General features: G+C 68.0%; 18 protein-coding genes. 8 read left to right on the plus strand and 10 right to left on the minus strand.

What is annotated here, in order from left to right:
* Positions 1–31: 31 nt before the first annotated feature.
* Both OJA40_RS03580 and OJA40_RS03585 read right to left on the minus strand, forming a co-directional pair.
* Positions 32–886, minus strand: a complete 855-nt coding sequence (locus OJA40_RS03580; RefSeq protein WP_208426797.1) for a sulfite exporter TauE/SafE family protein — start codon at positions 884–886, stop codon at positions 32–34.
* A 279-nt stretch (positions 887–1,165) separates the two neighbouring features.
* Positions 1,166–1,549, minus strand: a complete 384-nt coding sequence (locus OJA40_RS03585) for a hypothetical protein (RefSeq protein WP_208426796.1) — start codon at positions 1,547–1,549, stop codon at positions 1,166–1,168.
* A 235-nt stretch (positions 1,550–1,784) separates the two neighbouring features.
* Here OJA40_RS03585 and OJA40_RS03590 point away from each other — a divergent pair, with 235 nt between their 5' ends.
* Together OJA40_RS03590 and OJA40_RS03595 are read left to right on the plus strand one after the other, a co-directional pair.
* Positions 1,785–3,197 (plus strand): trypsin-like peptidase domain-containing protein, encoded by a 1,413-nt coding sequence (locus OJA40_RS03590; RefSeq protein ID WP_263809954.1) that lies wholly within the window; start codon positions 1,785–1,787, stop codon positions 3,195–3,197.
* Positions 3,198–3,990: 793 nt separating this feature from the next.
* Positions 3,991–4,161, plus strand: a complete 171-nt coding sequence (locus tag OJA40_RS03595; RefSeq protein WP_263809955.1) for a hypothetical protein — start codon at positions 3,991–3,993, stop codon at positions 4,159–4,161.
* Positions 4,162–4,266: 105 nt separating this feature from the next.
* On the opposite strand, the gene OJA40_RS03600 is transcribed toward OJA40_RS03595, so the two are convergent.
* The 4 genes from OJA40_RS03600 to OJA40_RS03615 form a co-directional block, all read right to left on the minus strand.
* Positions 4,267–5,238, minus strand: a complete 972-nt coding sequence (locus OJA40_RS03600; protein ID WP_263809956.1) for an MlaD family protein — start codon at positions 5,236–5,238, stop codon at positions 4,267–4,269.
* Between the two features lie 68 nt (positions 5,239–5,306).
* Positions 5,307–6,041 (minus strand): ABC transporter ATP-binding protein, encoded by a 735-nt coding sequence (locus OJA40_RS03605; protein ID WP_263809957.1) that lies wholly within the window; start codon positions 6,039–6,041, stop codon positions 5,307–5,309.
* Positions 6,042–6,095: 54 nt separating this feature from the next.
* On the minus strand, positions 6,096–6,863 hold the full coding sequence (locus OJA40_RS03610; RefSeq protein WP_263809958.1) for an MlaE family ABC transporter permease: 768 nt from the start codon (positions 6,861–6,863) through the stop codon (positions 6,096–6,098).
* A 39-nt stretch (positions 6,864–6,902) separates the two neighbouring features.
* The gene (locus tag OJA40_RS03615; RefSeq protein ID WP_208426789.1) at positions 6,903–7,319 is read right to left on the minus strand and encodes a DUF4279 domain-containing protein; all 417 of its coding nucleotides are present in this window, start codon (positions 7,317–7,319) and stop codon (positions 6,903–6,905) included.
* 286 nt (positions 7,320–7,605) lie between these two features.
* On the opposite strand from OJA40_RS03615, the gene OJA40_RS03620 reads away from it, so the two are divergent.
* Both OJA40_RS03620 and OJA40_RS03625 read left to right on the plus strand, forming a co-directional pair.
* Positions 7,606–9,474 carry a glycoside hydrolase family 15 protein gene (locus OJA40_RS03620; protein ID WP_263809959.1) on the plus strand — a complete coding sequence of 623 codons (1,869 nt, stop codon included), beginning with the start codon at positions 7,606–7,608 and terminating at the stop codon, positions 9,472–9,474.
* 67 nt (positions 9,475–9,541) lie between these two features.
* Positions 9,542–10,627, plus strand: coding sequence for a lysylphosphatidylglycerol synthase transmembrane domain-containing protein (locus OJA40_RS03625; protein ID WP_263809960.1), 1,086 nt, complete (start codon positions 9,542–9,544; stop codon positions 10,625–10,627).
* Between the two features lie 21 nt (positions 10,628–10,648).
* On the opposite strand, the gene OJA40_RS03630 is transcribed toward OJA40_RS03625, so the two are convergent.
* Entirely contained in the window at positions 10,649–11,362 is a 714-nt protein-coding gene (locus tag OJA40_RS03630; protein WP_208427088.1) for a phosphatase PAP2 family protein, read from the minus strand.
* A gap of 622 nt (positions 11,363–11,984) precedes the next feature.
* Here OJA40_RS03630 and OJA40_RS03635 point away from each other — a divergent pair.
* The 4 genes from OJA40_RS03635 to OJA40_RS03650 all read left to right on the plus strand — a co-directional run bounded on the left by OJA40_RS03635 (position 11,985) and on the right by OJA40_RS03650 (position 19,456).
* Positions 11,985–13,289, plus strand: a complete 1,305-nt coding sequence (locus tag OJA40_RS03635; protein WP_208427089.1) for a BamA/TamA family outer membrane protein — start codon at positions 11,985–11,987, stop codon at positions 13,287–13,289.
* Positions 13,290–13,342: 53 nt separating this feature from the next.
* Entirely contained in the window at positions 13,343–15,127 is a 1,785-nt protein-coding gene (locus tag OJA40_RS03640; RefSeq protein ID WP_208427090.1) for a hypothetical protein, read from the plus strand.
* Positions 15,128–15,238: 111 nt separating this feature from the next.
* Complete coding sequence (locus tag OJA40_RS03645; protein WP_208427091.1) at positions 15,239–17,974, plus strand: Npt1/Npt2 family nucleotide transporter; 2,736 nt, start codon at positions 15,239–15,241, stop codon at positions 17,972–17,974.
* Positions 17,975–18,103: 129 nt separating this feature from the next.
* Positions 18,104–19,456 (plus strand): NTP/NDP exchange transporter, encoded by a 1,353-nt coding sequence (locus tag OJA40_RS03650; RefSeq protein WP_208427092.1) that lies wholly within the window; start codon positions 18,104–18,106, stop codon positions 19,454–19,456.
* 61 nt (positions 19,457–19,517) lie between these two features.
* On the opposite strand, the gene OJA40_RS03655 is transcribed toward OJA40_RS03650, so the two are convergent.
* The 3 genes from OJA40_RS03655 to OJA40_RS03665 all read right to left on the minus strand — a co-directional run bounded on the left by OJA40_RS03655 (position 19,518) and on the right by OJA40_RS03665 (position 22,269).
* Positions 19,518–20,840 (minus strand): alkaline phosphatase D family protein, encoded by a 1,323-nt coding sequence (locus OJA40_RS03655; protein WP_263809961.1) that lies wholly within the window; start codon positions 20,838–20,840, stop codon positions 19,518–19,520.
* A gap of 401 nt (positions 20,841–21,241) precedes the next feature.
* Positions 21,242–21,688, minus strand: coding sequence for a PH domain-containing protein (locus OJA40_RS03660; protein WP_208427094.1), 447 nt, complete (start codon positions 21,686–21,688; stop codon positions 21,242–21,244).
* A 410-nt stretch (positions 21,689–22,098) separates the two neighbouring features.
* The gene (locus OJA40_RS03665; RefSeq protein WP_208427095.1) at positions 22,099–22,269 is read right to left on the minus strand and encodes a hypothetical protein; all 171 of its coding nucleotides are present in this window, start codon (positions 22,267–22,269) and stop codon (positions 22,099–22,101) included.
* Positions 22,270–22,695 lie beyond the last annotated feature (426 nt).

Here is a 22,695-nt window from a genome sequence, read left to right on the forward strand (position 1 = left end):
CGGACCGGATCCTGGGACACGCGGCCGCCGGTCAGTGCAGCCCGGCCTCGAAGAGCAGCAGGCCCGCTGTGATGGTGAACAGGCCCCCGAGCCCAATCTCCATCACCCGATCCGGCACGCGCCTGGCCAGCTCGGGCCCGAGTTGGGCCCCGATGACGACCTCTGGCACCGTAAAAAGCAGGAGGCGGCCCATGGTGGCAAGGCCGGTGAGCCCGCCTTGGGCCACCTGAAAAATGTGCCCGACGGAGGCGATAAGCGCCGTAATCGCGACGACGAAGACGCTCGTGGCCACCGCCACGCTGCTGGGCACGCGGCACCGCTGGAGAAGGAAATAGCCATTGAGTTCGCCGAGGCCGGACGACACCATGCCGACGAACAGCCCCCCGATGCCGGAGATGAGGCGACCTTCGGTCGTGTTGCACACGGTATAGCAGATCTCTTCGTCTTCGGCCGTCACGAGGCACGTCTCCGCCTCGTCCGGATCCTCGTGCGCCATGTTCTCGAGCGTCGCCTCCATCTCGTCGTCCGGGGCCCGCAGGAAGCTCACCGCAACGGCGAAGAGCCCCATTCCGAGGATGACCTTCAGGATGTCGGCGTCCGCAAAGTGGGCGATCACGACCCCGGCGACGGCGGCCGGCACGGTGGCCGCGAGCAGCATGCCGCCCACCCGGTAGTCGATGAGCTGTCGCCGCACGTAGGCGTAGACGCCGCTGCCGAAGCCGAACACCTCAACCACGAGGCCCGCCCCCACGGCCAGCTCCGGCGACAGGCCGAGCCCCAGGATAAAAAGCGGGGAGAAGAAGGTGGCGCCCCCGACGCCCGAGGCCATCGCGATGGTGGCGATGGCAATGCCGATGGGAAACATGTACCAGAATTCGACGCTCATCGTACAACTCGAGACTTTGCTGACGAGACGGACGGAAACGCCCCTGCGGACGCGTTGCGGTGTCGTTCAAAATACGTGCGCCGACCTCCAGACGCCGAGGGGCGTCGTGCACGGGCGGTGCCCTGGCGCCCATCCAGCCGCAAGACGAGAAATTCGGGGCGCGCTGGGCAAGCCCCGTGCCCGGGTCGGCGCGGCGAAAGGATGGGGGCGAAGAATGACAGGTCATTTCCGGAGTTGCCCCATGCCCTGCGCCACAACACGCGTCCTCCTGCACGAAGGCTACGGGTCTTCAGGGGCATCGGGTGCGGGGGGCGCGGCGGTCTTCGCTCGCACCGTCTGGACGGTCGAGTAGGCGCTGTACCCGATGAGCACGACCACGAGGGCGTACACCCAGAGCGGCAGGTTCTCGCCGGCAATGAACAGGTAGACGTACGCCGACAGGACACAGAGCCCGGTGGCCACCACTGGCAAGAAGGGGGAGCGGCCCTGGCGCAGATTCCGCACGAGCCACGCCACCGACAGCCAGAAGAAGGGGATCGCCCCGACCGAGATGCTTCCGAAGATGATCGGGTCGACCCCGTACTGCACCCCCAGACTGAAGAACCAGTCTTTGAATGCGGTCCAGAGTCCGGCAAGAAAAAGGCTTGCGAAGGGGGCTGTCACGGGGAGTTCAGCACTTGATTGAAGACACTGCTGCTCTACGTTCTGTCGGACCCCCGTCCGTTACGCGAGGCAGCGCGCACCGGGCCCAACGCGGTCGAGTTGCCCCCCAGTGGCGGTGCTGAAGCCTGGCGGACGAGCCCGCCCGATCGCGGGCAAGAAGTGCGGCCCATCGTAACGCCCATTCAGGCCGGGACACCGAGTGAGGCGCTGCGCTGCGGCATCGCCTTGTCCCCCCATGCGATTCGTCCTGCCCCTGCTTTTCGCACTGGCGCTTGTCCCTCCGGCCCACGGCCAGCCCGCATCGGCCGAGGCCCCCACTCCCAGGTCGCTTGCGCAACTGAGCAACGAGGCCCAGGCGCTGGCCCGTCAGGTGCGCCGGGCCGTCGTGCAGGTGAAAGTGCGACGGGGACCGGGCCTTCAGGGCTCCGGAGAGGGATCGGCGCGGTGGTCCGAGGTTTCCGGGACCGGCTCGGGATTCTTCGTGGACTCGGCGGGGCTTGTCGTCACGAACGCACACGTCGTGGCGGAGGCGACGGAGGTGTGGGTCCAGCGCGCAGCGCCGCCGCCCCCGCCGCCGGGAGAGGCGTCCCTCCTCCGTCCCCGTGGCTCGCTGCTGAAGGCGGAGGTGGTGGGCGTCGACCCCGAGACCGACGTCGCCGTGCTCGATGTGTCCGGGACGGGCTATCCCACGTTGCCGTTCGGCAACTCCGACCGGCTGCGACGGGGACAGACGGTCTTTGCCTTCGGCGGCCCCATGGGCCTGGAGAACTCCATGACGATGGGGATCGTCAGCGCCACGGCCCGGCAGATGCGCCCCGGCGACCCGATGGTCTACGTGCAGACCGACGCCTCCATCAACCCGGGGAGCAGCGGCGGGCCGCTGGTCAATACGGTGGGGGAAGTGGTGGGCCTCAACACATTCAACGTCTCGAAGTCCGGCGGAAGCCAGGGCCTCGGGTTCGCCGGGCCCAGCAACATCGTGGAGGCGGTGTACCGGCAGATCCGGGCGCACGGACACGTGCGACGGGGCACCATCGGGGTGAACGCGCAGACAATCACGCCGGAGATGGCTCAGGAGTTGAAGGTTAGCCAGGGCTACCGGGTCGTTCTGGGCGACGTGTCTCCGCGCAGCCCCGCGGAACGGGCCGGCCTCCGCCCCGGCGACATCGTGACCCATCTGGACGGCGAGCGGATGCACAACGGCCGCGAGCTGGACGTAAACCTGTACCCCAAGGTGGGGGCGACCGTGACGCTGGGCGTCGTGCGCGGGGACTCTACCTTCGAGCAGCGGGTGCGCGTGGTCCGGCGCGAGAACCCGTCGGCGCGCTTCAACGAAATGGCCGACGCCGAGGACCACCTCGTGGGGCGCCTCGGCATCCTGGGCCTCCCCCTCACGGATGAGGTGGCCCAACACATCCCCACCCTGCGGGTGCCGTCCGGCGTGGTCGTGGCGGCCAGCAACCGGCCGGCCGCCCCCTGGGGCGACCAGCTCCGCCCGGGCGACGTGATCTATACCGTCGAGGGCAAGCGGGTAAGCGGGCCCGGAGACCTTCGCGCGCTGCTCCGGTCGGACGAGACGGACGGGCGCGTGCTGGCCCATGTGCTCCGCGACGGGACGATGCACTACCTCGTACTGCCGGTAGGGTGAGGCCTGCACGTGCACGCTGCGCATGGTGCATCCCGCCGACGGGACCGGGAGACCGAACGGGAGGCCTCGGCGGAGCCGAAAGACGCCGCCGTCCGTCTGGTGTTCGGCACCTCCTATTCTTCGCCGTGACAGATCTTGTTCAGCTTCGTCGCCCACTGGTGCAGGCGATGGATCTGTCCCCGCTCCACGCACTGATCGAGCACGCGCTGGATGCTTTCGCGGGCGGGCCATCGGTCCTCAACAGGAGCCTCGTCTATGGAAACCCTGTGCACGGACGCTACGGCGCCTACTGCCCAACCAACGTCACATCATCCAATCCTACGCGCCAGGGGGAGTTGCCACGAGTTGTCACTCCCAAGTTACGGAAACGCTTTCTACGAGAGGAGTTGACGAGGCGTCGTGCTCGAAGCAGCTTCCAGGGCACCCTGGACCGTGTTTCAGGTGTTCTGCAAACGCACCAATGGTGGTTGGAAATACCGAGAGGCACCCTGACAGCCCGGGACGAGTCGTCAGTCGGGGACGGCGTGTCTCCATAACCCCGTGTAACGGGTTCCCCCCGACTACACAAATGAGTGCGCCGCATTCGGAAGCGCTTCCGAATGCGGCCATCACTGCGGTGTTCTCATTTTTCCGACGCGTGCCGATGTCTTCCTGCCTCCGCCGAGCCGACCGTAATACGCAACCGACCCCGCCCTCCCAGACCACTCCCCGATCCTCGTCCCCTCGATCCGACGAATCGAGCCTTCCAGGAGAAGCCCTCCTGCTCCTGCTGCCGTACCGCGCCCCAGAAACTGTGGACCAACATCCCGACGTGGTAGCGTGGCGACGGCGCGGGTGGCACGTCGGCAACGTTGAGGAACGGCTCGTGGAGGGCAAGGGCACGCGTCTTCTCATCACGCTCCACTCGGCAGCTTCCCCCTCGGCGGACGCCGCCTCCGGAGACGCCACCGGACGTAACAAGTAACAAGGAAAAATGAGGCGGGCGGCGCGTCCCGACGGGACCATCGCCCTCCCGACCGGTGTCGGCGCAGAGAAACAAGCGGGAGGCGACTCCCAATCGTCCCCATCTTCAGAAAATCTCGACGGTCGTATCGAGGTAGTGCCCGGGACGCCGCTGGAAATCGCTGAGGATGCTGTCGACGCGGACCGAGATGGAATCGAGCCGTCGGTAGAGGCGGGGATCGGTCAGGAGCTGCCCGGCAGTGCCCTCGCCCCGGCGCAGACCGGACAGGATGGTTTCCAGTTCCTGGGCACTCTGTGCGAGCGACTTTGCGGTCCGGCGCGTGTGATGGACGGTTCGCTCCGCGTCCTGCACGGTCTGTTCGAGGGTGTCGCGGTTGCTGGCGGCGACGTGCTCAAGGTTGCCGGCAAGGGCCTCCATCGACGCGGACGTTTCTTCGAGGTGGGCCAGCACGCGGTGCAGCCGGTCGCGCTCGTTCTGCACGAACGACTCGACCCCGGCGGACGCGGACCGGAGGTTGGTCAGAAGGGTCTGCACCTCCGGCTCCGAGTTGCCCAGCACCTGCCGCGCCTCCGAAAACGTGCCGGTGGCCTCGGCGAGTGCACTGTCCACCCGCTGCGCGATCGGCACGGCCCGTTTCCGGAGCTGGTCCAGCGTGCCCCCCTGGGCGGTGGGGATGCGGGCCCCGGGGGCGAGGGGCTCCCCGCCCGGCGTGCGCTGGAGGGAGACGCTCACGTCGTCGAGCGCCGCGAGGCCCCGGATGGAGGCGGTGGTGCCCTCCGTTAACCCCACCTCGTCCTGGATGCGGAGCCGGGCACGCACCCCGCCCTGCTCGCTAAGGGACACGTTGTCGACGGTGCCCACCGGAAGCCCCCGCACGGTCACGGGCGTGCCCTCGGCGATTCCGTCTGCGCTCTCAAACTGGGCGATCAGGGCGTAGGTGCTTCCCAGAAGAGGGGTCCCCTGCAAGAACCGAACGCCCAGGAACAGGAGGGCGATCGCCCCCACGGCGAGGACGCCGATGCGGAACTCGTTCCAGAAGCGCTCCTGTTCCTTCTCTTCGTTACGGTCTGTACTCATGGCGTGTGAGCGGCACGTCCGAAAAAAACGAAACGGTGTACTCTTTTGCCCGGCAGGCCCTCGGGATGTCACAACTCGTAGGCATTGGCCTCCACGAAGCCGCAGAGGATCGGGTCGTCGCAGCGCCGCAACTCGTCGACGGCCCCCACGAACCGCATCGTGCCCTCGTGCAGAAACCCAACCTTGTCGGCGATGGACAGCACCGAGTGCATGTCGTGGGTGACCATGATCCCCATTCGGCAGAGCGTTTCCGACAGCCGCTGGATGAGGGTGTCGATGACGCCGGAGGTGCGGGGGTCGAGGCCGCTGCTGGGCTCGTCGTAGAACAGGTACTTCGGCTCGCGAACGATCGCCCGCGCCAGGGAGGCGCGCTTCACCTGCCCGCCCGAGAGGGAGGCCGGCATCTGGTCGGCCGCGCCCGCGATCTCCACGCGCTCCAGCTCCGTCATCACCCGCTCCTCGATCTCGGCGTCCGACTGATCGTCGAGCAGGCGAAGGGGGAGGGCCACGTTGTCGTACACCGTCATCGAATCGAACAGGGCCCCGCCCTGAAAGAGCATCCCGAAGCGCCGCCGCACCGCCTCCAGCTCGTCGTCGGGCAGGCCCGCGAGGTTGGTGCCCCCCACGCGCACCGCCCCACGGTCCGGCCGCAGCAGCCCGACGAGGTGGCGGAGCAGGACGCTCTTGCCGGAGCCGGAGTGGCCGATGATGGCGAAGAGGTTGCAGTCCTCAATTTCAAGATCCACGCCGGTGAGCACCTCGGTGTCCCCGAACGACTTATGGACATTTTCGATCTCGATCATGAGTGTCGGTGGGTAGCGGGAGGGGCGCGACAGAGCAGCGCGATGCCGCCAGGCTCAGAGCATGAGGAGGGCGAGGAGGTAGTCGGCGACCAGGACGAACATACAGGCGCCCACCGCCGCCCGCGTGGCGCTCCGGCCCACGCCCCGCGCCCCGCCATCGGCGTGGAAGCCGACGTAGCACGGGATGGCCGTGATCAAAAACCCGAAGACGACGGCCTTCACCAGGCCGTAGACCGCCATGAAGCCCGTAAAGAACGACCGGGCCCCCGTGAGGAACTGCGCGGTCGTCACGTCGCCGGACGCGGCGGCAATCCCGAGGCCGGCGGCGCTCCCCACCGTGCTGGCGACGACGTACAGCAGCGGAAACGCAAGGACGCCCGCCAGCACGCGCGGCAGGACGAGGTATCCGGACGCGCTCACGCCCATCACGCTGAGCGCCTCAATCTGTCCGCCGATGCGCATGGACCCGAGCTCCGCCGCGATCCGGGCGCTCACGCGCCCCGCCAGGATAAAGGCCGTAATGAGCGCCCCAAACTCCAGAATGACGGAGGGCACCACGATGGCACCGATCGTGCTCTCGGGGATGAGGGGATAGCGCATCTGGTAGATCGTCTGCTCCGTGGTGACGCCGCCGGTGAACGCCGCCGCCACGGCCACGATGGGCAGCGACTCAACGCCAATCTGCCGCATCTGCCGGGCGAGGTTTTGGCGGTAGGTCGCCCTGTCGTAGATGGGACTCCGGACGGCCTTGGCCATTAGAAGAAGGAACGCCCCGACGTGGCGAAAGAGCGCGACGCTGTGTGCTCGGAGGGTGTGCAGCATGACGGACCTCGCGGCGGGGTTGGGAGGCGTGCGATCGGTCTACTCGAACACGACCGACACCTCAAGGGGAATCGACAGGGCCTGCACGATCTCCAGGGCCTCGGGCTGCACCTCAAAGCCACATTCGGCGCAGTCGCTCCGGTAGCCGCAGAACAGGTCGACGTCGATCCCGTCTTCCGCGGCGAGCTCGCGAAAGAACGCCTGGTGCGGCTGTACCCGCTCCCAGAGCCATCCTAGGTGTTTGTCCAGTGGGGCGCCGCGGGGCAGGGGCGACTCGAGCCCCCAAAGGTCCTTCGGCCAGGGACGGCCCAGGAGGCCCGGATCGCCGTGCTCGTGCTGATGCGTTGGCGTTAGGCCGGTGACCGTCTCGATCTCGTCGTGCCGGTCGGCTGCACACAGGACGCGGAGCGTGGCCGAGAAGCCGAACCGGACGGGTTCGTTCGACGCGTCGGGCATACGCGCGGCGGGCAGTTGAATCGCGTGGAGGGTCGTAGCGCGTTCAGTGGGATCGGACGACGGAAGCGCCGCAAAATCCGCCTCTCCGTCTGCGGTGGGGGCGGGGCGTTACATCTGTCGTTCCCAAGAGCACCCGGGGCTTGAGATGTAACAGGGGAGGACGGGGAGGAACGAAGTCTGGGCCCTGACAGGACCGGCAGAAAGATTGGCTTTTACCTACCGGACTCTTTCACCTCCACATCTCTTCTCACTTCCCTTCACTCACGTTCCTCCTCCCTGGCAATCTATGAATACGGCTTCGACGTCCCCATCCGGAAGCAGCTACCGTCCCATCGAGGACTACGGGGTCATTGGCGACATGCACACCGTCGCGCTCGTCGGCACCGACGGCTCCATCGACTGGTGCTGCCTGCCCCGGTTCGACGGGCCGAGCGTCTTCGCCCGGCTCCTGGACGCCGAAACGGGCGGGCACTTCCAGGTCGCGCTGTGCGGAGACGACGTCACGACGAAGCAGTTCTACTGGCCCGACACGAACGTGCTGGTGACGCGCTTTCTGTCGAACGACGGCGTGGGGGAGGTGCGCGACTTCATGCCGGTGGCCGGGCGCGCCGCCGAGTCGGACCGGCGGCAGATCATCCGCATGGTGCGGGCCGTGCGCGGGACCGTGACGTTCCGGGTGTCGTGCCGCCCGGCCTTCGACTACGCCCGGGCCGACCACGAGACGGTCCGCACCAATCGGGGCGTCTGCTTCCACGGCGACGAGCAGGCGCTCAGCCTGGCGACGGAGATCGACTTGGCGCGAGACGGCGACGGCGTGGCGGCGGACGTGACGCTGCGGGAGGGCGCGAGCACGACGCTCCTCCTCCGCGACATCGACCCCGGGGAGGGGTGCGCACCGACCCTGAGCCCGGAGGCGGCCGAGCGCGCCTTCCGCGACACCGTGCAGTACTGGCGCGACTGGCTGCGTCAGTGCACCTACACCGGCCGCTGGCGCGAGGAGGTCCGCCGATCGGCCCTCGCCCTCAAACTGCTCACCTACGAGCCCACCGGGGCCATCGTGGCGGCGCCCACCTGCAGCCTGCCGGAAGACATCGGCGGGGAACGCAACTGGGACTACCGCTACACCTGGATTCGCGATGCCGCCTTCACGCTGTATGCCTTCCTCCGCATCGGCTTTATCGACGAGGCGCGCGACTTCATCGGCTTCCTCACCCGGTCGTGCCAGCTGGACACTGCCGGCGAGGGGCCGCTCCAGATCATGTACGGCATTGACGGATGCACCGACCTCACCGAGGAGACGCTCGACCACCTGGAGGGCTACCGGGGCTCCTCTCCCGTTCGCATCGGCAACGGCGCCTACGACCAGCTCCAGCTCGACATCTACGGCGAGCTCATCGACGCCATCTACCTGCACGACAAGTACGGCGTGCCCATCTCGTACGAGACGTGGCAGTCGGTGCGCCACTTCGTGAACTGGGTCTGCGACCACTGGCGCCGAGCCGACGAGGGCGTGTGGGAGGTGCGCGGCGGACAGCAGCAGTTCGTCTACTCGAAGCTCATGTGCTGGGTCGCCGTCGACCGCGCCCTCCGCCTCTCGCGCAAGCGGTCCCTTCCGGCCCCGGAGACCGAGTGGCAGCAGTGCCGCGACGCAATCTACGCGGCGATCATGGAGAAGGGCTGGAGCGACGAGCGGCAGGCGTTCACGCAGCAGTTCGGGGGCGACACGCTCGACGCGTCGACCCTCATGATGCCGCTGGTGCGATTCATCTCGCCGGGCGACCGGCGCCTTTTGAGTACCCTCGCGGAGACCCTCAAGTCTCCCGATCAGGGCGGGCTCGTCTCCAACGGGCTCGTCTACCGCTACAACGTGGAGGAGACCGAGGAGGGCCTGGAGGGGGAGGAGGGCACGTTCAACATCTGTACGTTCTGGCTGGTGGAGGCGCTCACGCGGGCCAGCGCGGTCGAGCCGGAGCGGCTGGAGGACGCGCGCCTCACTTTCGAGCAGATGCTCGGCTACGCGAATCACCTCGGCCTCTACGCGGAGGAGACGGGCACCCACGGCGAGGCCCTCGGCAACTTCCCACAGGCCTTCACGCACCTCGCCCTCATCAGCGCCGCCTACAACCTCGACCGGAGGTTGGGGGAGTTGAGGTGAGATCCGCGCGCCGTACACTGAGCACGTGCTGTACCATCCGTGTCGCCCTCATCACATGCCCGGATGAATGCCCTCGTCCCCGCCCCCATTGCCGTCCTCAGACCTTGGTGAAGCGGACCTGAACCGGTCTCCGCAGCCCCAGGCCTCTGGCTCCGCCCGCAACATTGTGGTGTCCCTCCTGCTGAGCGGGCTGGTGCTGGCCGGGGTCGGGTACGCCACCTTCGACGCCGGCGCCTTCCGCCGCCTGATCCAACACCTGCGCCCGGGACTGCTGGCCGCGGCCCTCGCCGTCGCCATCGCCCGCATCGGCCTCGGGGGGTGGCGCCTCCGCCAGGTCTCGGAGGGCCGCCTCTCCCTCCGGAGCGGCACCCGCGGGCAGCTGGCCTGGGACTTCTTCTCCAGCGTCACCCCCTCGGTCGTCGGCGGCGGCCCGGTGGCCGCCTTCTACGTGGCCCGCGACGAGGACCTCGCGGTTGGGGAGTCGGCCGCCCTCCTGTTCTTCTGCGTCCTGCTGGACCAGCTCTGGTTCCTGGTCGCCATCCCGCTGCTGGTCCTGGCCACCTTTACCATCGACCTGCTGCCCCGCGCGGCCGGCGCGGTCGGGGGGTGGACCCTGCTTGCCTACTTCGGCGGGCTGGGGGGCTGGGCGGCCCTCTACGCCTACGCCACCCTGGTCCGCCCCCGCCTGCTGGTGGCGGGGGCCGACTGGTGCGTCCGGTGGCCCTACCTGCGCCGCTTCCGCAAGACGGTCATGCCGGAGATGCGGGCCTACTTCCGGCGGGCGCGCCACCTCGGGAGCCGCCCCCCTGCCTTCTACGCCTCCGGCTTCGCCCTGACGGCCCTCACCTGGATCGCCCGCTACGCCCTCGTGGTTCTCGTCGTCCGCAGCGTCTACGCGGCCGACGCCCTGCTTCTCTTTGCCCGCTCGGCGGCAATGATGCTGGTGGGCCTGATCATGCCCACCCCCGGGGGCTCCGGCGGCCTGGAGGGCCTCTACGCCCTCTTCATCGGCCCGCTGATGCCGGAGGCGCTCCTGGCCCCCACCCTCCTGACCTGGCGCCTGCTGGGCTACTACCTCTTCATCGCGCTCGGGGCCTCCCTCTTCCTCCACCAACTGCACCAAAGACGGGCCACCGGGGCGCCCCCGCGATGATTGGCCCGCAGGGGGCATTCGCTAAAACTGAATCGAGAGCCCCACCCGATCCGTGGAGAGGATGGGGGCGTACGTGATGTCCGACGGCGACGTGGGAGACGACACCGCCCGCCCGATCAGATATCCCAGCGCGCCGCCCACCGCCACGTCGGTTAGCCAGTGGTCCCCGCTCCGGATGCGTTCCATCCCCACCGAAGCCGCCAGCCCGTAGGCCGGCACCGAGACATACCACCGGTCGGCCTGGTGGGCCAGCACCGACGCGATCGCGAAGGCGCGGGCCGTGTGCCCCGAAGGCATGGACGTATGCGTGTGGGCGCCGTCGAACGTGCCGGGTGCCCCGGCGAACGGGCCGCCGCCCACGAACGGACGCGCCCGGCTCACGAGCCCCTTTGCGACCCCCGTCACGACCTTCGTGTAGGCGACCGCCTCGAGCACGCGGACCGAGGTTCGGGTCCAGGCCCGGCGCCCCGCCACGAGGCCGCCGGCCGCCAGGATTCCCGCCGTCCCGAGGGCCGCCCGGTCCGGGCCCAGTCGGTCGTACCACCGGCCGGGGGCGGCCAGCCCCCCAGTGGTGGCGCGGACAGCCCCCGACCGGTCCTGCAAGCGTCGATGAACAGGCCGGTCGAGGGTGGACATCGCACTGAGCACCACGCCGGAGGCCCCAAGCGTGAGAAGCTGTTCGGAGCGCGATAGGGTGACGGGCGCCTCCACAATCGCCAGCGCGTTCTGGCCCATGCTTCGAAACGACGGGACCCATCCTCTCGGATTGGATTTGTAAACAGGGTCTGGGCCGCTCAAATCCTCAGGGGCCTGTGCACACACGCACCGCGCCCCGAGCAGAACGACCACGAAGCAGGCAAACACCGTGCGCAATCGCGCACAGAAACATTTTTCAACGGCGGAACGGAGAGGCACGGCGGTTGCGAATGGGCTTGAAATTACCAACGTTGGACGACGGTCGCGCCTGATGCGTATCAATTTGCCATGGGCGTGTGGGTCCTGTGTGTGCCCCCATTGGTAAGACGGACCGGAGGCCGTGGCCGGCTGCCCCGAAGGGGATTGGGGGTCGAACTGGCTGAGCAGAAATCGGAAATCTGGAGCGTGTTCCCGAATTGAATTTCAACCCGCTGCCCGCTGCCGCGGAATCAGCCGGTGGGTGCCGGACCGCCCCCCCAGCAGTCACGGTTTGGGCAATCCCACTCCACGGCCGCGTCACCACACGGCCTTCCATGTAACGCCTCTCAGCTCGTCCGGACGTATTTGGGCTGCGGACGCGCCCCGCGCCCGGACGCCTGGGTCGCTAAAGTCCCTGCAATGTCTGCCCCGCCACGCTATCGTCCCTGAGAGAATGCCCCCCATGGCACCTTCGACCTGTACGGCACAGACGCTTTTCGGACTTCTTCTGGGCACCTTTCTCGTGGCATCTCCTCCTGCCAGGGCCCAGTCCGCCTCCCCACCGGCCGACTCCGCGGTGGCGGTCGATTCGAGCACCGCCCCCGCCCCGGAGCCGTACACAACCTCCCGCAGCGTGGCCTACCACGTCCTGGCGGCGCCCGCGTACGTCCTTCACGGAGCGACGCGGCCGTTGGGATGGGCCGCCCAGTACGTGGAGCGCAACTTTCCCGATCTCTTCGAGCCCCGCCGTCCGCCGCGGGGCGTACTTCCCCTCGTGGAACTAGGGGGGCCCACCGGGTTTCTCGGGGGCCTTGCCCTGTACGACAACCGCCTGTTTGGCAGCGGCCACGCGGCCCGGATTGAGGGCCTCTACGGCGGGCCGGACACCTTTGAAGGGGAGGTGTCGTACTCGGCCCCCACGCCCATCGGGGCCGGCTCACGCTTTGACCTGGTGGCCAATGTCTTCTCCGACCCGGAGAGCGAGTTCTACCTGGATGGGAACAGCAACGACCGGACGACAGACGAGGCCCTGTTCTCGCGGGATCAGGTCGACGTGACCGCGGGCCTGCGGTCTAGGCTGCCCGGGTCTCCCCTGCGGGGCGCATTTGACCTGCTGTACGAGCACGTGGAGGCCAGCGGGGAGGATCAAAAGCTGAGCAGGGCCTCCCCCCCAGGCCTCGGCACGGTCGACCTGTTGACGTCCCGGCTCACGCTGGGCCTCGACGACACCGGCGAGCCGCCGCGCGTGTCTCGGGGCACCGAGGTTCTTCTTCAGCTCGACTACACCCACGACCTGACCGGCAAACGCTTCCGGTACGGTCGCTACGTGGCCGAGGTGCGGCAGTATCTGCCCGTGGGCTTCTTTCCCGACTCCCGGCGGCTTGCGCTGCGGGGCCGCCTCGAACAGGCTGAGCCCTTGTTCGACGGCTCGGCGGTCCCCTTCTACCAGCTTTCGAGTCTTGGCGGCCAAAACACCCTCCGTGGCTTCCAGTCTCGACGCTTCCAAGACGACGGGGCGCTGATGCTGAATGCCGAGTACCGGTACCCCATCTGGTCAACCCTCGATGCCCTCGTCTTTGTCGACACCGGGCAGGTGTTCGATGAGATCTCCGAGGTTAGCGGCGAGCGATTTCAATGGAGCTACGGGGGCGGCCTGCACCTGCTGAACCGGAACGGCCTCAGTGCTCGCTTCGAGGTCGCCGGCAGTACGGAGGGCCTCCGGACCATCCTGACCGTGGATCCCAGCTTCCGACGCGTTGCCCGCTAGCGTCGGCACGTGTCTACACCCTCGCTCCCTTCCTTCGATCTCTCCTCGATCGCATGATGCGTGTTCGCGTTCTTCCGAGCCCCCCTCCGGGCCTGCTCCTTGCGGGCCTCCTCGTGGGGCTTGCCGTGGGGGGGTGCGGCAGTACATCCCCCTACACCCTCGGCCCCATCCAGACGACGGATCCGGACGACCGCCCGACGGACCGCCCGGAGCAAACCAGGGAGAGCATGTACTGGGACCGGGTCGACATGAGCGTCTTCCACCAGCTGGAAAAGCCCCTGAACCTGAACTGGACGGGCCGGACGGTGGGCCGCGCTCTGGGGCTGGCCGCCCCGGACCCGGCCGACAACGTGAACGTGCTGGACGAGCCGCCGACCTCCAGCTGGTACAAGCGGCGCCACTTCTACGACGAAATGTCGCCTCGTGAGCTCGCCGTCGGGCCCAACGAGCGCGACACGACGGGCGTGGCGGCGGGGCCCGCCCAGACCGCGCCCTGGACCGTGACGAGCGGGAAGTTTCAGGGAGCGGCCCGCGGCTTTGAAATCAAAGACGCCCGCGGCGACCGGTACCTGATCAAGCTCGACGGCCCGAAGTGGCCCGAACTTACGACCTCGGCGGAGGTGATCTCGACGAAAATCTTGTACGGGGCCGGGTACCACGTGCCCCAGAACACGATCACCCGCTTCTCCCCCGACCAGCTCCGCATTGCCGACGACGCCATGGTGAACGGCACGAGCGGCCGCCGCCCCATGACCCGCGAGGACCTCCAGGCCCTCCTGAAGCCCTACGACCGGGGCCCGGACGGGACCCTTCGGGGGCTCGCCAGCAAGTATGTGGAGGGCGAGCCGCTGGGGCCGATTTTCTTCCGCGGCACCCGCGACGGCGACCCCAACGATCGGGTGCGGCACGAGCAGCGACGCGAACTGCGGGGCCTGCGCGTCCTCTCGGCGTGGCTCAACGACGCGGATCGGCGCCACGCAAACACGCTGGCCGTCTACACCGACGAGCAGTACGTAAAACACTACCTATTGGACATGGGCTCAACCCTCGGCGCCAACGCGAGCGGCGTCCACACGCCCATCTACGGCCAGGCCTACCTGATCGACCAGCGCAAAATTACGAGCGCCCTCTTCTCCCTCGGGGCCTACCGCTTTCCCTGGTGGGGCTACGACCCGACCCCGTCGTACGAGTCGGTGGGCTATTTTCGGGCGGACGTCTTCCGGCCGGGCGACTGGGTGCCCACCTACCCCAATCCGGCCTTCGAGAAGATGACCGACCGGGACGGCTACTGGGGGGCCAAGCTCGTCATGAGCTTCACCGACGAGGACCTGGAGGCCATCGTCGCAACCGCTCGAATGAGCAATCCCGACGCGGAGGCCCGCCTCATCGACGTCCTTCGGAAGCGCCGCGACAAGATTGGGCGGCACTGGTTTGACAAGGTCAATCCCCTGGACCGGTTCGCTGTGACCCACTCCATCCCCCTGGCCGAAACGGAGGGGGAGGCATCCAGCGGGCCGGCCCGCCTCACGTTCGACGACCTGGCGGTTCAGGGGGGCCTGGCCCCCGCCACGGCCCGCACCTACACCTACCGCATGCACCTCGGCGACACGGCGATCGGCAACGCCCGATCGACGGCCTCCACTCACCTTCCCCTGGCCGTCAACGGCGTCCCCCTTCGCCGCGCCCTCGACCGTCGCGGCCGCTCGACCCCCGAGGCTCGGGTCGTCCGCATCGACCTCCGGACGCGCCACGACGGCTCCCTGAGCGACGCCACACGGGTGTACCTGCACATTCCGTCCTCCGAGCCCCCACGCGTCGTGGGACTGGATCGCGAGTAGGCATGGCAGCGCCCCTGGACGCCCACGCCCCTGCGCCCACAAACCTCCCGCGCGGACGGCGCGTTGGAGAAAGGCGTGCGGCACTCCTCCACATAGCCTTTGTTCTGCTCCATGGGACGCCTTCTGGGCTCGCTGTTTGGACTCCGCCGCGACGAGCGCGCGATGGCCTTCTGGATGGCCTCCTATCACGTGCTCTTGCTGGTGTCGCTGTACCTGCTGAAGCCGGTGCGCGACAGCCTCTTTCTCTCTTCCCGCGGCGCCGCCGAACTGCCGTTCGTTTTCATTCTCACGACGGTCGTCGTCGTGCCCGTGGCTCTCCTCCACACCCGGGCGGGCGACCGATTTCGTCTCGGTGGGCTGATTGACGGCGGCTCCCTGCTGCTCGTCCTGAGCCTGATCGGGCTTCGCGGTCTCCTTGACGTGAGCGGCGCGTGGTCCTCGTATGTGCTCTACGCGTGGGTCAGCATCTACGGGCTGCTGGTGACGTCGCAATTCTGGCTGATGGCGAACGCCCTGTTTACCTCGTCGCAGTCGAAGCGCGTGTTTACCGTTCTGAGCGCGGGCGCCATCTTCGGGGCCATTGTGGGCGGGCAGGTCACGAGCCTGCTGGTGGACACCGTGGGCATGCACAGTGCGAACCTTCTGTGGGTCGCCAGTGGCGTGCTGCTTGCCGCGACCGTGCTGGCGCGCTGGATCCGGCACCGCTACGCCGCCCCGAGCGACAAACCGCAGGACGCCCCGGACGCGCCCCCCGAGAAAAGCGAGGCGTCGCCCCTGTCGATCATTCGCGACTCGCGTCACATCCAACTGATCGTCGGCCTCCTGACGCTCATGGTGGTCGTCACGACCCTGGTGGACTATCAGTTCAAAACGGTGGCGGCCCGTGCCTACCCGACGGAGGCGGGGCTGACGTCCTTCATGGGGCAGTTCTACGGGGGCGTGAGCGTCGTCGCGCTCCTCGTTCAGTTCGTGCTCGCCCCGCGATTGATGCGCGTGGTGGGCATCGGCGGGGCCCTGTCGGTGCTGCCCGGCGTTCTGGCGCTCGGCAGCCTGGGGATGCTCGTCGTGCCGGGTCTTTTGGCGGGCATCTTCCTGCGCGGGGCCGGGCAGAGCCTGAAGCACTCCATCGACAAGACCGGGCGGGAGCTCCTCTTCGTGCCGGTCCCGCTGCCGAAGAAGAAGCGCGTGAAGGTGTTTATCGACGTGTTCGTGGACCAGGGGGCGCAGGGAATCGGGGGCGTCCTGCTGCTGGGGCTGGTCACGAGCCTAGGCCTCAGTGTGCAGATGCTGGGCCTCGTCACCCTGGGCCTCATTGCGGGGTGGGGCGTGCTCGCGTACCGGGCCCGCCAGTCGTACGTCGATCAGTTCCGGACCCGGCTGCGGGACCAAGAGGCGCTCTACGAATCGCCTGCGGAGACCGATGCCTCCACCACCGACACCGACGAGGTGATCGACTCGCTCTGCAGCCGCGCCGAGACGGAGGCGCTTCAGGCCCTGGAGACGCTGGCGAACGGAACCGGCCCCGTGCCCGTCGATGCGCTGCTCTGCCTGCTCGACCATCCCGCGCCCGCCGTGCGGGCCCAGACGCTTCGCGTGCTCCGCACGCGCCAGGTGGAGGGGGTCGGCGAGGAGGCCGCAGAAGCGCTTCGGGACCCGGACCCGGACGTGCAGGTGGCGGCGGCACGCTACCTCTACTGTCAGACTACGGACCGCCACAGGGAACGGCTCCGTCAGGGCCTGAACCACGAGGACCCCCGAATCCAGGCGGCCACGCTCGGCCTCATCGCCACGGATGGCGACCCCGACGAGTACGAACTCGTCTCCGAGTCGCTCCTGCAGCGGCTCATGGAGTTAAACGGCGAGACCGGCGCGCAGACCCGCACCCACGTGGCCCGCGTCCTCGGGGTGCTCGACCGCCCCTACCGAAACGACCTCCTCCATCACCTTCTGCGGGACGACAGCCCCGAGGTGGTGCGGACTGCGATCGAGGCCGCCGGCAACACGAACGACCGCTCGTTTCTCTTCCCGCTGGTCCAGCGGCTCGGCGAGGACGCCTACGCCTCGGCCGCCCGGCAGGCCCTCTCACGCTTCGACCCGCCGGTGCTGGGCACCCTCTACGACTGCCTCGTGGACCCCCAGACCGGTACGGACATCCGATCCCGCATCCCTGCCATCTTCGTCGATCAGTCGGGGCCCTTCGCGGTTGCGATTCTCGTACGGGGCCTCCGGAAGGTGGCGGTGCCGGTGCGACACGCCATCGCCCGGGCCTTGAGCAAGCTGCACAAGACCGTCGACGCCTCCCCCTCGGATCCCGACGAACTGGACACGGTGATTAAACGGGAGGCGGAGCACTACGCCGCCCTCGGACAGATTCAACGCCTCCTGCGGCGCCCCGCTACGCATTCGGCCTCCATCGATCCGGCCGCGCTGCGGCCCCTCCAGAAGGAGGGGCTCGAGCGCATTTTCCGCCTGCTGGGCCTCCGCTACAACCAGCGCGACATCTACGACGCCTACCTCGGCATCACCAGCCCCGACCCGACGCTCCGGGACAGCGCCATCGAGTTCGTCGATAACCTCGTCGACTACGACACGCGTCGCTACCTGCTTCCACTCCTGGACGACCCGGAGGGGCAACACGTTCTGGAGGTGGGGGCCAAGTTCTTCGACCGGGCCCTTCGGGACTGGGCCGCCGCCCGCAAGTACCTGCGCGCGGCGGACGACCCACGGCTCACGGCGCTCCTCGAAGACGGCACCGACGCCGACATCGAAACGATGCTGGACCCCGAGGCGGCCCGGTCCGAGTCGGGCACCGCCCCTGCTTCCGCCTCCCCGGACGTAACGGCCTAGCCGGGAACGAGACGAAGGCTGCGTCGGGGCACCAGCCGGGGGCCAGCCGGCCCTGCCGACCGCCACGGCCAACTGGGCCCGGCCGGGACGTGAGCCGCTCTCGATCCCCATCGACGCGACGGACCCGCTATGATTGAGCGCCTCCGCAAAGAGTTCTTCGACATCCGGCCCGGAGAGTGGCCCCTGGCGCTGGGGCTGTCGACCTACTTCTTCCTCGTCATCGCCATCTTCTGGGTGCTCAAGCCCATCAAGCGGGGCCTCGTCATCAGCTACTTCGGCGACAACCCGATCCACCTCGCCGGCTGGGTCCTGTCGGGCGCGCAGGCCGAGCAGGTGGGCAAGGTGCTCAACATGCTCGTGGCGTTCGCCGTGGTGGGCCTCTTTACGTGGCTGGTCCGGCGCTACGCCCGCCACTACCTGATCGTGATCTTCTGCGGGGTGTTCGGGGCGCTCTTTCTCTTCTTCGGGAGCGTCATCAACCAGATCGAAGGGCTGGGGCAGGCCGGCGTCTGGTCGTTCTACGTGACGGGCGACATCTGGACGACCGTCATGGTGGCCACCTTCTGGGCCTTCGCCAACGACCTGAATACGGGCGACCAGGCGGAGCGGCTGTACGGGATCGTAGGGCTGGGCGGGGTGGTCGGCGGTTTCGTCGGGGCCTTCGTGGTAAGCGGGCTCGTGGAGCAGATGGGACGCTCCACGCTCGTGCTGGCCTGCCTCGTCCCCACCGCCCTGATCGCGGTGCTGGCCGTCTGGATTCACCGGCGCGAGTGCCGGGCCAACCCGGAGGTTCCCTGCGCCCCAAAGGCGGACGCCGTGCTCGACCCGGAGGAGGAAAACGCATTTCTGGAGGGCGGCAAGCTCGTCCTGAACTCGACGTACCTGCTCGGCATTGCCGCCGTGCTGGGGATCTACGAGATGGTGTCCAACATCGTCGACTTTCAGCTGGCCCTGGTCGTCGAGGAGCAGATCGCCGACACGTCGGACCGGTCCGCGTTCTTCGGGCGCGTGGGCTGGGTCACCAGCCTCGTGTCAATCGGCGTGCAGCTGCTTCTGACCTCCTTCGTAATGAAGCGCTACAGCGTGAAGGTGGCGCTTCTGTTCCTCCCACTGGCCATCCTCGGCGGCACCGTCGGCTTCGTCCTCCTGCCCACCCTCACGTTCGTCGGGTTCATGTCCGTGAGCGACAACGCGCTCAACTACTCGATCAACCAGTCGGCGAAGGAGGCGCTCTACACCCCCACCACGCAGGACGAGAAGTACAAGGCGAAGTCGTTCATCGACATGTTCGTGCAGCGGGCCGCGAAGGTCGCGTCGGTGGTGCTCAACCTGGGCCTCACGGCACTCGTGGTCGCGGACGCGCGGTGGCTGTCGCTGGCCGTCGGGATCCTGCTCGTGGCCTGGATTGCCGTGATCCGCTTCCTGGGGCGGCAGTACGAGACGCGCAAGGAGGCGGACGAGCCCGCGTTTGCCGGCGCCTAAGCCTGCTGGCCGCCCTGCACGAAGGCCCTTCTCCGGGCTTCCATCCTCCGGGCTTCCATCATCAGGGAGCGGGAAAGCATCGGCCCCACTCGAAGAGGGTGACGAGCCGCTCAGTCCCGACTTCGTACCGCTTGCCGGTCCAGGTGACGCACACCTCCTCCCCGCCGTCGTCTTCCACGTCCATGAGGACGAACTGGCCGTCGGGCCGCCCGAAGAGGCGGAACGGGTTGGGGTACGGGCCGTGGGTGTACGGCCCCCCTTTTACGGACCCGGGGCGCGCGAAGGCCGCCGCGTGCACGACCGGAAACCCCGTCCCCTCCCCCCGTCCGTACGCGCTGTGCGTCCCGTCGTCGAGGGCGACCATGTGGGCGTCGCCCGACAGCATGACCAGTTGGTCCGCCACCCCAATTGAGTCGATGTACGTCGCCAGCTCACGTCGCTCCGCAGCAAACCCGCCCCAGTGGTCGTCGGACCCGCCCGCCGCCCCAATCCAGGGCACGCTGCTCCCCCAGGCGATAACGGGGTAGCGGTCCTTGGCCCGGGCCAGCTGCCGCTTGAACCAGGCTTTCTGGGCGCGCCCCATCATGGTCTGCGCGGAGTCGGGGGCGTCGTTGCGGGTACGGGCCGATCGTAGGTCGGTGAGCAGCACCCGCACGCGGCCGACCGTAAACGCCTGGTAGATCGGCCGCCGCCGTGCCTCCGGGGCCAGGGGGTAGTGCGGGACGTACTCCCGGTACACCTGCTGGGCGACGTCCTGCCCAGGCGCCTGGCGTGAGCTGTTGTTGGGGCCGTAGTCGTGGTCGTCCCACGTGTACGCCAGCGCCGTGGACCGAAACAGGCGCGCCTGGGGCCCAGAGGCGTGGACCCGCCGGTAGGCCGTGCGGAAGGCCGCCGGATCGGGGGCGTCAATGTTTTCGTAGTGGAGGTCGCCCAGGTGCAGAAACACGTCCGGCTGGGCGCGTCGAATGGCGCCGAAGACAGGGTGCTGCGCCCCCGTCCGGGCACAGGCCCCGAGGGCCATCCGGAACGAGAATGGGTCCGACGCAAAGGTCTGAAATCGGCCCTGCCGGGCAGTGTCAACCACGCCCCCCCGATACAACGCGTAGTGGTACGTGGTTCGAGGGGTGAGGCCCTCGAGGCGAAAGTGGCGCACGTTGGTGTTCGTGGCGGGGGCGGTGCCGCCAACGATGCGCGGATCCGTCCAGGAGCCGGTCGTGTCGACCGCCAGACGGAGCCCCGCGGCCGCGACCGGTGGACGCGCCACAACTCGTGCGGAGGAGTCCGTGACGCCCCCGGCCCAGAGAACCGTCGCCGAATCCACCGGGACCGATGGCCGCTCCGCTGGTTCGAGGAGACGACACGCGGCGCTTGCGCCGAGGATCATCCCCCCGAGTGCGACGACCGCAGCCAGAGTGCGAGCGCGAATGGGCGGCACGGGCACAGGAGCAATCAGCAGATCGAAATGGCCGCCCGGCGTCTCTTGGGGTTGTTCGTCCGACGGCCTGGAGGGGTCGTTCCACTTCCAGTGCCCCTACATTGTTTGCCGGCGCCACTGGGGGTGCGCTCGGGACAGCCCCCCAAGGGGGCGGCGCCTCGTGGCCCACCCCGAGGAACGGGGATGTCTCTCGGAGCGACGATGCGACCGTGGTGCCCCAGGCATCCGCCGGGGACGGTTGAACCGGGTGTTGTCAGACGCAGCCTGACGGCCGAGTCGTTGACCGGTGAGGCCGCCCAGGGGGCAACCAGGCCATTCCAACACGTCGCCGGCCCTTTCCCGGAGACGGCCTATCCGTGTTGCTGATAGATGAGGTCCCGGACCGCCTCAGGATCGTGCAGGTCGCGCATCGTGAGCTCGATGCCGGACTGGCCGGCACTTGAGAGCCGGAGCGTGCCGCATTGCATAAGCCGATGGATGGGGCCCTGATCGATCTGAACGTTTCGGATGTTGCGATGGGCGAGTTCGGTCGTGCGGTTGCTGAGGATTCCGGACCGCTTTCGAACCCGAGAGCGGGTGACCACCAGCTCCCTGCTCCGCGCCTGAAGCCACATCCAAAGCAGCGGGAGCGGCCCACAAAGCCCGGCCATTAGGGCCGCCGTCCACCCGGTGTCGACGAGCGCTCCCCCTAACACGAACGGCGCGACGGTGGCCGACAGCAGGCCGAAAAGCGTCACGCTAAACGGATGTGCCTTCCACAATCGTGGCTGCGCCCGGAAAATGACATCTTCGGTCATAGTCCCAGATCCAGATCATCACCATGCAGTTCAGATGGGCCGGCAGTGGGCGATACGGCTGCCCGATGCAGTAGGATGCATGACCTGCAATGGGGCCCCGGCGCGGAATCGCCTCCTGGAGAGGAAGAGAGATCGCGAATGGTCGGTTCTGAAGGGGCACGAGGGCCCCAGGACAGGGGCGGGGGGCCTATCACGGCCCCACAGGGAGGACGCCCCAGCCCCATTTGGGCGTGGGCTCGACGCCCCACGGGCCCGGACAAAATTGCCTGCGTTCCGGGCGGAGGCGTTCGATTGGGGGCGTTGTGCTCTCCCCGTGTGCGTACTGGGATGCATCGAGGCGACCGCCTGCTTGGACCCAGTTCCCAGGGCACGGCCGAGTTGGGCCGGCTCACCGATGGGCACGCCCTTCCCTACTCCTCCACGACACTGATCGACTCGACATCCTCCTCCGAAAACCGCAGGACATCTCCGTCGGTCGTTTCGATCTTGTATCCCTCTCGGGTTTTTCTAATGTCGTCTTTCGACTCGACCTGATATCTGGTCTTTCGCAGATCCGTGGTGGTTACTTCGGCAACGGGCACGCTACTGCGCTTTTTGGCTTCGAGTGCGATAAGGGAGGAACTCGGCTCAGGATCTGGAACGGAACGGCCCGATCGCCCCCCGTCCGCGCCACCGATCCCAGTTGGAGGGCGCCATTCGTCCTCCTTCTCCTGCATCGTTCGTGACGCGGTGGGTTCCCGAATCGATCTACCAGGCCTACAGTCTTCCGGGGTGTTGTCTCCAGCCGGTGGCACTTCTGCGAGGGGGCCGCCTAGCGACCGGCCGGTCCGGCGTACCGGCGGGCGGCCTCTCGTACAACCGACCGGGCGGCTTCCCCCCCTCCAACTCCGCGTGACCGGCTCTCCGCCCCCTTGTAGTGGATAAACCAGGTCTCAAGGATTTTCAGCACGCCAGGGTACCGGTCCTGCAGGTCATCAATGCCGCGGACCTCGCCTGGCGTCGGGGCA

The organism is Salinibacter pepae, assembly GCF_947077775.1.
GTDB classification, from domain to species: domain Bacteria; phylum Bacteroidota; class Rhodothermia; order Rhodothermales; family Salinibacteraceae; genus Salinibacter; species Salinibacter pepae.